Annotated in this window: 10 protein-coding genes; 1 reads left to right on the plus strand and 9 read right to left on the minus strand. The window is 70.5% G+C overall.

Annotation, left to right across the window (positions count from 1 at the left end; genetic code table 11):
* Positions 1 to 31 precede the first annotated feature (31 nt).
* The 7 genes from C438_RS04150 to C438_RS04180 form a co-directional block, all read right to left on the minus strand.
* Positions 32 to 1,270 (minus strand): MFS transporter, encoded by a 1,239-nt coding sequence (locus tag C438_RS04150; protein WP_004968018.1) that lies wholly within the window; start codon positions 1,268 to 1,270, stop codon positions 32 to 34.
* 98 nt (positions 1,271 to 1,368) lie between these two features.
* Entirely contained in the window at positions 1,369 to 2,268 is a 900-nt protein-coding gene (locus C438_RS04155) for a DUF58 domain-containing protein (protein ID WP_004968019.1), read from the minus strand.
* Positions 2,269 to 2,275: 7 nt separating this feature from the next.
* Positions 2,276 to 3,292 carry an AAA family ATPase gene (locus C438_RS04160; RefSeq protein WP_004968020.1) on the minus strand — a complete coding sequence of 339 codons (1,017 nt, stop codon included), beginning with the start codon at positions 3,290 to 3,292 and terminating at the stop codon, positions 2,276 to 2,278.
* On the minus strand, positions 3,285 to 4,238 hold the full coding sequence (locus tag C438_RS04165; protein ID WP_004968021.1) for a DUF7502 family protein: 954 nt from the start codon (positions 4,236 to 4,238) through the stop codon (positions 3,285 to 3,287). The genes C438_RS04160 and C438_RS04165 overlap by 8 nt, the downstream gene beginning before the upstream one ends.
* Positions 4,231 to 4,854, minus strand: coding sequence for a hypothetical protein (locus C438_RS04170; RefSeq protein WP_004968022.1), 624 nt, complete (start codon positions 4,852 to 4,854; stop codon positions 4,231 to 4,233). The genes C438_RS04165 and C438_RS04170 overlap by 8 nt, the downstream gene beginning before the upstream one ends.
* Positions 4,851 to 7,313: a VWA domain-containing protein gene (locus tag C438_RS04175; RefSeq protein ID WP_004968023.1), complete on the minus strand. Its 2,463-nt coding sequence runs from the start codon at positions 7,311 to 7,313 to the stop codon at positions 4,851 to 4,853. The genes C438_RS04170 and C438_RS04175 overlap by 4 nt, the downstream gene beginning before the upstream one ends.
* A complete protein-coding gene (locus C438_RS04180; protein WP_004968024.1) occupies positions 7,313 to 9,109 on the minus strand; it encodes a vWA domain-containing protein in 1,797 nt (598 codons plus the stop codon). Before C438_RS04180 ends, C438_RS04175 begins: the two co-directional genes overlap by 1 nt.
* A 230-nt stretch (positions 9,110 to 9,339) precedes the next feature.
* Here C438_RS04180 and arcD point away from each other — a divergent pair, with 230 nt between their 5' ends.
* On the plus strand, positions 9,340 to 10,797 hold the full coding sequence (arcD, locus tag C438_RS04185; protein WP_004968025.1) for an arginine/ornithine antiporter ArcD: 1,458 nt from the start codon (positions 9,340 to 9,342) through the stop codon (positions 10,795 to 10,797).
* Positions 10,798 to 10,859: 62 nt separating this feature from the next.
* On the opposite strand, the gene C438_RS04190 is transcribed toward arcD, so the two are convergent.
* Together C438_RS04190 and C438_RS04195 are read right to left on the minus strand one after the other, a co-directional pair.
* Entirely contained in the window at positions 10,860 to 11,507 is a 648-nt protein-coding gene (locus tag C438_RS04190; protein WP_004968026.1) for a PH domain-containing protein, read from the minus strand.
* Positions 11,504 to 12,169 carry a PH domain-containing protein gene (locus tag C438_RS04195; protein WP_004968027.1) on the minus strand — a complete coding sequence of 222 codons (666 nt, stop codon included), beginning with the start codon at positions 12,167 to 12,169 and terminating at the stop codon, positions 11,504 to 11,506. The genes C438_RS04190 and C438_RS04195 overlap by 4 nt, the downstream gene beginning before the upstream one ends.
* Positions 12,170 to 12,190 lie beyond the last annotated feature (21 nt).

A 12,190-nucleotide genomic window follows, 5' to 3' on the forward strand; every position in this document is an offset into this window, starting at 1 on the left:
CACCTGCCGGTCGCTCCGCGCGCAACCGCCCTCAGTCGCTCGGGGTCGCCTGCGGCCGCCGCGCCGACCCGTCGACCCGACCGAGGAGCCACCGGGTCAGCCCGAACGAGAGCAGGCCGAGGACGGCGACGACGCCGAAGGTGACGCGGACGCCCGCGAGGTCGATGAGCGCCCCGAACGCCGGGGGCGCGACGGCCCCACCGAGCGAGATGCCGATAGTGACGACGGCGAAGTTCTTCCCGAGGTCGGCGCGCTCGGAGAGGCGGTCGGCGAGGGTCGAGCGCGCGGGCCGCGAGACGCTGATAGTCCCGCTGAAGGGGAGAATCAACACGACGAGCGCGAGCGGGAGCGACCCGGTCGCGAGGAGCGCCGCCAGTCCCGCGAGCGCGGCGTACCCGCTGAGGGCGACGGTGCCGGGGCCGACGCGGTCGGTGAGCGCGCCGCCGACGAGAATCGTCCCCGCGCCGACGACGAGCATCGCCGAGACGAGGAGGTTCGCCGTACCCGGCGCGAGGCCGTAGCCGGCGGTGAGCAACTGCGGCGCATACGTCCGGATGCACCACGCGGCCGCCGAGGTGAGAAACGACAGGAGCGTGAGACCCATCAGCCCCGACGACGAGAGGAGCTCCGACGCGCCCCGCCGAATCCCCGCGAGCGTGGGGCGCGACGACGGGCGGTCCTCCGCCGCCGGCTTCCGGATTCGCTCGGGGAAGCCGCGGGCGACCGGGAGCGCGACGAGCGCGAACGCCGCGCCGAAGACGGCGATTCCCGCGACGGTCCAGCGCCAGCCGAGGCCGAGCGCGCCGACGCCGGCGGCGATGGCGTAGGAGACGGCGAAGCCGAGCGACCCGCCGAGCGCGTGGAGCGAGTACGCCCGCCCGCGGTTCGTCTCCGAGGAGGCGGTCGCCAAAAGCGGGTAGTGGGCGGGGTGGTGGCCCGCGATGCCGACGCCGAGAAGCGCCTGCGAGGCGAGGAGCCACGGGTACGAGGGCGCGAGCGCGGTGGCGACGATGCCCGCCGCGCCGAAGCCGAGCGAGATTGCGAGGACGAGCGTCCGGCTCCGCGCGTCCGAGAGGTAGCCGAAGGGGAGTTGCAGGAGCGTCACGACGCCGCCTTGGACGCCGATGGCGAGGCCGACGGCGGCGATACTCACGCCGAAGTCGTCGGCGACGAGGCCGATAACGGGTGCGAGCGCGACCAGATACGCGTGGTTGACGACGTGCGAGCCGGCGACGAGGCCGACCACGCGGCGCTCCTGTGTCTCCGTCACACCGGTCAATGGGAGGTGATTCGTGAAAAGCCCGCCGTCCGCGGCGACGGTGGTCCGGCGTGTGGGTCAGCCGCCACCCCGGTCAGCCACCACCCCGGTCAGCCGCCACCGCGGCCACCGCGCCGCTCGCCGCCGAGCCGCGCGCCGAGCCAGAGGTCGGCGAACGTGTCGAAGAAGTCCGCGCCGGTGTCGACGAGTTCGCGCTCGACGCCGAGCGCCTGACACCGCTCGTCGACAGCCGCGAGGTGTCGCTGGAGCCGGTCCGTGTACTGCCGGGCCGCCGACCCGCCGAAGTAGGTCCGGCGCGTCGCCTCGGACTCGGGGTCCTCGAAGATGGCGTCGCCCGTCGCCTCCGGGCCGAGCTCCTCCGGAGTGAGCACCTGCGCGACGAGCACGTCGTTGCGCGCGAGCGCGGCGAGGCCGGAAGCGACGTCGTCGGGGTCGAAAAGCAGGTCGCTCACGACGACCACGAGCGACCGCGAGTGGATGGTCTCGGCGTAGGTCGACAGCGCGGCCGTGATGTCGCCGTCGCCGCCGGGCGTCGTCTCGTTGAGCCGCTCGACGAGCCGGAGCACCTCGCCGCGGCTCGACGCGTCGGTGTCGATGCGGTCGGGTAAGTCGCCGAGGAGCGTAAACCGGAAGTCGTTGTTCTCCTCGGCGGTGAGGTGGCAGAAGCCGAGGCCGAGCTTCGCGCCGTACTCGAACTTGTTCGCGCCGGCCTCGCCGAAGTCCATCGACGCCGAGGCGTCGAGGAGGACGTGGACCGTCAGGTTCCGCTCGGCCTCGAACCGCTTGATGAACAGCTCCTCGGTCCGGGCGTACACCTTCCAGTCGATGAGCCGCGGGTCGTCGCCGGCGGCGTACCGGCGGTGGTCGCTGAACGTGAGCCCCTCGCCCACGTCCGGCGACTCCTGTTCGCCCTGCCGCCGGGCGTTCGAGACGCGCTTCAGCGAGGTGTCGAAGCGGTCGAGTTCGTCGAGGAAGCCGGGGTCTATCATCGCTCGGTCACTCGTTCAACAGCCGCTGAATCACGTCGTCGGGGTCGAGTCCCTCGCGCTCCGCCCGGAAGTCGAGGATTATGCGGTGTCTGATGACCGGCGGGGCCATCTCGACGACGTCCTCCCACGAGACGTGGGTGCGCCCGTGGACGAACGCCCGCGCCTTCGCGGCGAGGACGAGCGCCATGCTCGCGCGGGGGCTCGCGCCGAACTCGACCTGCTCGTCCTCGCGGGTCTTGCGGACCAGTTCGATGGTCCGGTCGCGGATGTCGTCGGAGATGGGGACCTGCCGGACGAGCCGTTGGGCCGCAAGCAGGTGCGTCCGCGGCAGGACGCGCTCGACCTCGGGCGACGCCGCGCCCTCGGCGTACTGCTTGACGATGGTCCGCTCCTCGTCGAACTCGGGGTAGCCGACGAGAATCTTCATCAGGAAGCGGTCGGTCTGCGCCTCCGGGAGCGGGTAGGTGCCGCCCTGGTCGATGGGGTTCTGCGTGGCGAGGACGAAAAACGGGTCCGGAAGCTCGTAGGTCTCGCCCGCGGCGGTCACCTGCTTTTCCTGCATGGCTTCGAGGAGCGCGGCCTGCGTCTTCGGCGTCGCCCGGTTTATCTCGTCGGCGAGAACGACGTTGGCGAAGATGGGGCCGCGCTCGAACACGAAGTCCCGGCCCTCCGGCGTCTCGCGGATGATTTCGGTGCCCGTGATGTCCGAGGGCATCAGGTCGGGCGTGTTCTGCACGCGCGAGAACTGCAGGTCGGTCGCGTCCGAGAGGGCGCGCACGAGCGTCGTCTTCCCCAGTCCGGGGTTCGATTCGAGGAGCGCGTTGCCGTCGCAGAGGACGCAGACGAGCAGTCGCTCGACCACGTCGTGCTGGCCGATGATGCGCTTTCCGACCTCGTCTCTGACCGCGCCGACGCTCGCTTGGAGCTCCTCGATGCTGAGGTCGTCGTCTGTCGGGGCCGCGGCGTCGCCGTCGACCGCGGTCCGCTGTCCGTCGTCTCCGAGCCGGTCTGGGTTGTCACTCATCTTCGGTCTCTCGTATCTCTAAGGTGTAGTCGCGAATCAGGTCGGCCTCTTCGAGCGTGTCGTCGGCGAGGTAGCCGGCGCGCTGGCTCTCGACGGCGCTGTCGCCGCCGTAGCCGGTCGAGTCGTAGGCCGCGGCCGCCGACTCCGGCCCGTCTCCGTCGCCACTGCCGCCGGTCCCGGCGACGGTGGCGTTCAACTGCTCCGACCCGGCGGCCACGTCCTCGGGGTCGCCGAGGATGGAACTCCCGTTCTGGAGCCGCGTCTCCTCGTCGGAGAACCGGTCGGGGCGGTCGCCCGCGGACGCGGCGTCGCCGGCGAGCCCCTCGAACTGGATGTCCGAGATGGCGACCTGAATGCTCCCCGCCGAGAGGAGCAAGGCGACCACGAGCGCGCCGACGATGCGGCGGGTCGGAAGCAGTTCCACCGACGACGACTCCCGCAGGCGGGACAGCACGTCGTCGTAGAGCGCGACCGACATGCGCGAATCGCGGTTCGGGTTCCCCTCGTCGGCGACGAGGTCGCGGGCGGTCCGGAGCGCCTCGGCGACCGACGGGTTCACCGCCTCGAACTGCTCGACCGGCGGCTCCCGCATCAGAATGAGGTACTCCGCGACGCCGACGAGGAGGCCCACCGCGAGGGCGAGCGGGACGGCGACGTGGACCGAGACGGCCGGGTCCACCCGCGGGAGGAAGCCGAGCGACACCGACGACTCGACGGGGAGTTCGACGACCCGGAACGCGACGTTCGCCAACAGCGTCGCCACCGCCGCGTCGACGACGCTGGAGACGGCGGCGGCCTTCGCGGCCTCGCGGCGAACCTCGCGGACGGCGTCGGCCATCGCCTCGCGGCGAGCGGGTGTCGCGTCGCCGGGCGAACCCCCCGCGTCGTCGGGCGACCCGCCCTCGTCAGCGGCGGCGTCGTCGGGGGTCGAGGTCGGTTCAGACACCGCTACACACCGCCGGTTCACTGCCGTCTTGGTAGCCGGCACAGGCCTCCCGGAGGTCGACTTCGAGCGCGTCGACCCGGTCTTCGAGGCGGGAGACCTCGGACTGAAGCGAATCAATCCGGTTCTCCAGTCGGTCGTTCGTCGCTTCGAGCTCCTCGTTGTCCGCTTCGAGGTCGTCTATCTGGTTTTCGAGGCGGTTGCGCTGTTCTTCGAGGTCGTCGAGCGTCGCCGTGAGGTCGTTGATTCGGTTGCGGGCGTCTTCGAGGCTGTTTTCCGTCTCCTGAAGCTCGCCCCGCGTCGACGACAGTTCGCTCTGCGTCGACGACAGCTGTGACTCCGTGTCTTCGAGGCTGTCGGAGACCTGCGAGACGTCGCCGCGGGTGCGTTCGAGGCTGTTGTTCAACTCCCGTAGCTCCGTCCGCGTCGCCGACAGGTCCTGTCGGGTCTCCGAAAGGTCCTCTTCGAGCGCCTCGTTTCGCTCGCGCAACTGCTCGTTCTGTTGGTCGAGCGAGTCGACCGAGTACTGGTAGAACATCGTCGCGCCGACGGTTCCGGCGGTGAGGAGGACGACGATGACGACGAGACCGAGGTTCAGGGACCGACCCAGCGCACTCATATCAAACCACCTTCACTTTGCGTTCGACCCCGATACACTTGAAGACGCCGGGCGAGCACCTCGGTGAGATACAGGAGGAACGCGGCGGCGACGAACGCGACCGCCCAGTCGTCGCGCACGGGCTGGACGCCCGCGGCGTTGTCGCGGGCTGACGCGGCGATTTCGGCGGCGTCGTTGGGTCCGTATATCGTCCCGCCGCTGTCGGAGACGGCGGCTTCGAGCGCGGCCGACCGGCCGAACCCGGCGTACTCGACGGGGTAGTTCACCGCGAAGGCGGTGTCGAGCACGTCTCGGTAGCCCGTCTCCGTGGGGACGACGGTCGCCTCGTAGACGCCGGGACTGACCGCCGAGAAGCTCAGTTCCTCGACGCCCCGCGGGCGCTCGCCGCCGCGGTAGACGACGGTCGTCGGCTGGTCGACGCGGGTGTCCGACACCTCGGCGACGCCGGACGCCTTCCGCTCAGGGTCGCCGATGACGTAGTTCGTGGTCTTCGTGAGCAGAAGCGAGTCGGGGCGCTGGAGCAGGCCGTCGAGCGTGCCGTCGCCCGCGTAGGCGGTGACAGTGGCGACGCGACCGAGGCCGTAGCGCCACGAGGCGACCGCGGGGGTGCCGTCGTCGGCCGCGACGAGGAAGTTCGCGCCGCTCCTGACCGACACGTCGTTGACGCTCCCGGGGTTCGCGGTCAGCTCCACCCCGGCGGTGACGAAGTCGTTCTGGTCGACGACCGTGAGGCCGTCGCCGGCGTACTGGCGGTTCGACCCGCCGAAGAGGATGCGGAGCCGGTCGGTCTCGTCGGCCCTGAGGTAGTTCCCGCCGGACGCCCGCGCGATGGCCCGGAGGGTCTGTTCGTTCGGGCTCGGGCCGGTCCCGATGGCGATGACGCGGACGCCGTCGCGACCGAGTTGGTCCGCGAGCGTCGCGGCGTCTTGGAACCGGTCGTGACCGTCGCTGATGAGGATAATCGTCCCGCGCCTGTCGCCGAGTTGCTGGGCCGCGCCGTCGAGGCCGACGGCGATGTCGGTCGCGCCGCCCGACTGGAGGCGGCGGATGAGGTCGGCGGTCGACTCGCGGTTCGGCCCGAGCGGGCGGAGCGGCGCGACGTCGTAGGCGCGGTAGTTGAAGCCGACGATGCCGACTCGGTTCTCGTCACCGAGCTGGTCGAGCGCGTCGAGCGCGACCGACTTCTGGACGCGCATGCCGCTTTCGGCGCTCCCCGAGACGTCGATGGCGAAGACGAGGTTCGTCTGCTGGGACGCGCCCTCGCCGGTCGTCACCGGGAGCATCGACGCGAGGCTCGACCCGTCGTACCCGCCGTTTTCGAACGAGTTGCGCCCGCCGACGGTCAGCAGACCGCCGCCGTCGATGACGAACCGCTGGAGCGAGTCGGTGTTGCCAACGTCCTCGGCGCGGAGGTCCTGGAGGACGACGGCGTGGTACGACGAGAGGTCCGCGGGAACGGTCTCGGCGGTCTCCACGTCGTACAACTGCGAGAGGTAGTCGCGGAACGGGTAGTCGCCGCGGGAGACGTACAGCACCCGCGGCGGCTCGACCACCCGGACCGTCTTGCGGAACACGTCGTTCGTCTCGAAACGGTCGTCGCCGGCGATGCGGGCGGTGACGCGGTGGGTGCCGGTCGTCTCGAACGTCCGCGTGAACTCGACGCCGTCGGTGGTGTTGACCGTCTCGCGGGCGACCTCCTCGCCGTCGATTTCCACGACGAGTTCGACGGTCGCGGTCTCGACGTCGTCGGGGACGACGCCGTCGACCTGCGCGAGGAACGCGTTTTCGACGCCGACGCTGGTCTTCGACGGGCCGCTGACGGTGACGTACTGTTCGGTCTCGGTCGGTTCGACCCCGACCGCGCTCACGGTCGCGTTGAGGTCGCGGGCGAGCGTCGTCGCGGACGCGAGACTCCGCCCCGAGGTGACCTGCCCGTCGGAGACGAGGACGACCGTTCCGTCCGGCCTGAGGTTGGCCGCGACGGCGTCGCCGATGGGCGAGGAGTCACCGCGGGCGACCGTCGAGGTCGTGACGGGGACGCCCTCGTCCTCGATGTCGGCCGCGAGTTGCGACGCCACGTCCTCGGTGACCGCCGCGCTGTCGGAGTCGTCGACGAGGAGCGTCACCTGCGGGTCGCCGTCGGTCATCCGCGTCGTGACGGTGTACGGTCCTGCGGCCGCGACGACCAACAGGAGGACGACGAGGAACCGGGACGCGAACAGGAGTCGCCGGGAGCGCCCGCCTGCGGTCCCGTCGGCCCCGCGGAAGATGAGCGCCCACGCGAGGAGCGCGGCCACCGGGAGCGCGACGAGGAACAGCGGGCGCTGGAGGCCGAGGGTCCGCCCGGCGGCCTCGACCGTCCACGCGAGGGGCGTCGTCGCGGCGGCGGGAGCCGTGCCGGCGACGGCGACGTCCGCCAGCGCGGCCAGCGCGGCCGACGCCGACCCAAGCACCGCCATCAGAGGTCACCCCGCCGGCGCAGGTAGGCCAACTCGACCATCGTCGCCGCGAGCGCGACCAGCGCGGCCCACTCGGTCAGCGGGTCCGGGACCTCGCGCTCTTCGACCCGGGTCGGGTAGTCCGCGGGGGCCGACTCGCCGTCCAGCGGCGCGGCGGCCACGTCGGACTCGGCCTCGCTGAGGAGCGACGCCGCGAACCGCTCGTCGCCGACGCGGTAGAAGCCGGCGTCGCCGAGGCGGACCTCCGGGCCGGTCGCCTCGCCGGCGGGCGTCTCGACGGTCTGGTTCGCGCCCGCCGCGAGCGACCCGCCAGTCGCCCGATTCAGCTCCGAGAGCGTCGAGCGCCCGGCGAGGTAGAACACGGAGCGCTTCCAGAACACGGGGTACTGGTAGTTGTACTTGAACGCCGAACTGTCCTCCATGAAGCCGTAGTAGAGGACGCGACCGGCCCCGCGGCGCTCGACGGCGACGAGCGAGGTGCCGCCGGTCGTGTTCACGAGCGACTGGCCCGACCGGAGGTCGCCCGCGACGTACTCGGTCGGCGGCGGGAAGGTGATGTCGCGGGTAATCGGGTGGCTCTCGACGGTCCCGATGGTCGGGTTCGTCTCGACGCTCCCCTGCGAGACGAGGCGCAGGTCGCCGTAGTTCGGCGACTCCTCTTGGGCCTGAATCGCCACGCCGCCGCCGTCGGCGACGATTTCGCGGCCGGCCTCGACGTTGCCCGCGAGCAGGCGACCGGGGTTGACGTTGCTGTAGATGACCACGTCGTAGTTCGTCGAGACGGCCGTCGGCGGGTTGTCCACGGTCAGAGACACCTCGGGGATGACAGACAGCGCGGCCGTCAGATAGCGGTTCTCGTCGTTCGTGAGGACGAGCACGTCCACCGAGGCGTCCTCGGGGGCCGCGACGAACAGCGCGTCGTCGGTCGGGAAGGCGTCGCCCGGCGAGAGCGCGACGCGACCGCCGCCCGCGGGGACCGGGAGCGTCGCGGTCGCCACGTCGCCGGAGTCCATTCGGACCTCGCGGGTGGCTCCGCCGAGCGAGACCGTCCGCGTGACGGCCGACTCGCCGTAGTTCTTCACCGTCACGGTGACGTTCGCGCCGGAGAAGCGCCGGTCGACGATGCCGACGTTGCCCCGTCCGCCGCCCGCGAACTGCTGGAGTTGGACGACGAGGCCGCGGGCGCGGGCCTCGCGGACCGCGTCGCTCCACGGCGAGTCGTCGGCGAAGTCGCTCAGAACGACGACGCGGGCGTCCTCGCCGGCGACGGAGGCGGCGGCGGTAATCGCGGAGCGGAGGTCGCCCGGCGCGTCGCTCGCCTGCAGGCCGTCGAGGGCGGCGCGGGCGTCGGTCGCGCTCCCCCGGCGGAGCACCACGTCCGCGTTCGCCCCCGCCGCGACGACCGAGGTCGTGCTGGAGACCTCGTCTCGCGCCGCGGCGAGGGCGCTGTCGAATCGCGTCCCGCCGCCGTCGCGGACGCCCATGCTCGCGCTCGTGTCCACGACGAGGACCGTCTCTTGGACCGTCTCCGACTCCGGCACCAGCACGTACGGCGTCGCCAGCGACCCGACGAGCGCGACGAGCGCGACCAGTTGGATGAGGAGGAGCAGGCTCCGAAGCAGGCGGTCGAAGATGGGGTTCGAAGCGTTTCGTCCCGCCGAGTCCGCGAGAAACCGGAAGGTCGGGAGCGTGCGCCGGACCGGTTCCGGCCGGAGCAGATAGAGGATGACGAGGGGGACCACCCCCAAGAGGGCGACTAACCCGAGGGGGAACAAGAAGAACTCGGAGAGGGCCATGCCCGACCCGTGGCGCGCCTCCGGTATGGCTGTTTCCCTACTCGTTGACACGTTCCGAATTATCGACCTGTCCGAGTACGTGAACGATGGGGTCGCTCGCGCGGGTCGGTTCGGCAAAATAATTACTGAAGTGTATTATACTGTCATCCAAAAGTACGTCATTGCATAACAATGCTCTTGAATCATAACACGACACAATTTTATGCTCTAAAGTTATTTGTCGAGCTACGATGGGAACTGATAGGTACACACCGCGGTCGTACGACGACATCGCCCCGGACCAGCGTCCGACGCTGAAACAGGCGCTCGTTCCGGTGCTCGGACTCGTCGCCTTCCTCGGCCTCGGGTCGGCGTGGCTGGGACTCGACCCGCACATCCCGCTCATCTGGAGTATCGCGCTGGTCGGCCTCCTCGGCCGGTTCGTCTGGGGGTACACCTGGGAGGACCTCTACGAGGGCATCGAACGCAGTCTGGCGATGGGACTACAGGCGATTCTCATCCTGTTTACCATCTACGGCGTCGTCTCGACGTGGGTCGCCGCGGGGACGATTCCGACGCTGATGTACTACGGCCTCGACCTGCTGTCGCCGCAGGTGTTCCTGCCCGCGACGGCGCTTCTCGTCGGTATCGCCACCTTCGCCATCGGCTCGTCGTGGACCGCGGTCGGCACGCTCGGCGTCGCCTTCATCGGCATCGGCTCGGGACTCGGCGTCCCCGAACCGATGACGGCCGGCGCGATTCTCACCGGCGCGTACGCGGGCGACAAGCAGTCGCCGCTGTCGGACACGACGAACCTCGCGGCCGCCGTCACGAACACCGACCTCTACGACCACATCCGCGCGATGCGGAGTGGGACGGCCGTCGCGTTCGGCCTCTCGCTCGCCGGCTTCGTCGTCCTCAGCCTCGGCATCACCGGGACGATTCCGGCCGGCCAAATCGCCGAGATTCAGACCGCGCTCGCCTCCTCGTACGACATCACGCTCCTCGCGTTCCTGCCGCTCGCGGTCACCTTCGGCCTCGCCGCCGCGGGCTACCCCGCGCTGACCGTCCTCCTCGCCGGCGCGTTCGCCGGCGCGTTCACGAGCGTCCTCGTGCAGGGCGCGTCGTTCGTCGCGGCGTGGCAGACGTTCATGAGCGGCACCGGCCCGGAGACCGGCTCCGAACTCGTCAACAGCCTGCTCGCCTCCGGCGGCGTCTCCGGCTCCGCGTGGACCATCGCTATCGTCGTCGCGGCGCTGACGCTCGGCGGCCTGCTCGAACAGACGGGCGTCCTCGCCGTCCTCGCCCACCGGCTTCAGCGCGGGATTCGGAGCCCGCGCCTGCTCGTCGCCTCGACCGGCATCTCGGCGATGCTGACCAACGCGCTCACCGCCCAGCAGTACATGAGCATCGTCGTTCCCGGCATGACGCTCCGCGACACCTACGACGAGTTCGGCCTCGACAGTTCGGACCTCTCACAGGCCATCGAGTCCGCCGGGACGCCGACCGGAGCGCTCCTCCCGTGGCACGCCGGCGGCGCGTACATGGCCGGTGTCCTCGGCGTCTCGACGCTCCAGTACGCCCCGTACTACTTCTTCGGCTACCTCTCGCCGCTCGTGCTGTTCGCCTTCGTCCTCGCGGGCGTCGGCTTCTCGGGGAACAGCGCGGCACAGCCCGGTCCCGCCGCTACCGCGTCTGACGACGACTGACGCGACGCGAAACCTTCCCTGCGTCGCGATACCGATACCGAACCGAAACTATCGCTTTTCTACTATCGCTCTAGGGCCGCCCTGAGCGCCCGAACCTCGTCGCGGACGGCGGCCCACTGCTCGACCGTGCCGGGGAGTTCGTCGCCATCGCGGTCGTCGCGGCCCTCGATTCGGTCGCGCACGGCACCGGGGTCGTCCACGTCATCGAACCGGATTGCGCCGCCGCCCGCGGCCTCGACCGCGACGGTCCCGTAGCCGAACAGCGACCCGGTGACGCCCTGCGAGAGCGCGCTGTTCTGGACGCGGTCGAGGGAGACGCGCTGGACCGTCCGGGAGAGGACGCCCGTCTTCCGGTAGAGCGCCCGGTCGGTGACCACGTAGCGGGTGTTGGTGACGCGGAGGTACGACCACGCGGGCAAGAGGAAGCCGACGAGGCCCGCGACCGCGAGTTCGGGCACGCCGTTCGCGGCGGCCGCGACGGCCGCGACGACGACGATGGCGAGACCGACGACCGCGGCGGGGATGACGGTCTGTATCCGGGGTCTTCCCTCCCAGCGGACGGTCTCGTCGTCGCCGCGAGCCAGCCAGTCGTCGACGGCCGCGACAGGCTCCGAGTCGGTCGCTGAGCCGGCCGTCGAGTCGGTCGCCGACTCGGTCACGTCGGGGTCGTCCGGCGTCGACCCGGCGGGTCCCGAATCGCCGCCCGTCATCGCTCGTCGGTCGTCGCGTCGAACTCGAAGTCGCTCGGTTCGATGGCGTCGGCCGACGCGTCGGAGCCGGGGTCGGCGTCGGGTTCGTCGCCCGCTCGGTCGGTCACGTCGTCGCTCGTGTCGGCGACGTTCTCGCCCTCGCCCCCGTCGTTGCCCTCACCTTCGACGGCCCGCCGAATCGCGCGGAGTTCGGTCAGGATGTCGTCGAGGACGGCCGCCTTCCCCTCCGCGTCGGTCTCCGGCCCGGCGCGGCGCTTGATTCGCTCGTTGACGAGCGTCTGGAGCGACTGCGGGTCGGCGACGTTCTGGAAGCTCATCTCGATGCCGCTCCCGCCGGCCGTGCTGATGTTGACGGAGCCGTAGCCGAACTGCGCGCCGAGGAACGTCTGGCTGTAGGAAGTGTCCTGTACCTTGTCGAACTCGATGCGCTGGACGCTCCGGGAGAGGACGCCCGTCTTCCGGTAGAGCGCGTCGGAGGTGACGACGTAGTTCGTGTTCTTGTGCGAGAGGTACGACCCGACGAGGAGCGGAATGCCCACGAGGACGAACGAAAGCGGGACGCCGACGATGAAGGAGGGCACGAGGCTGTAGGGATGCGGGGTGTCGGCCCAGAGGACCGCTTCGTCGTCGTCGAGGGTGAGCCAATCGAACTCGGTGTCCATGGCGGACAGGTTCCCGCCGGC

Source organism: Haloferax denitrificans ATCC 35960 (assembly GCF_000337795.1).
Taxonomy (GTDB): domain Archaea; phylum Halobacteriota; class Halobacteria; order Halobacteriales; family Haloferacaceae; genus Haloferax; species Haloferax denitrificans.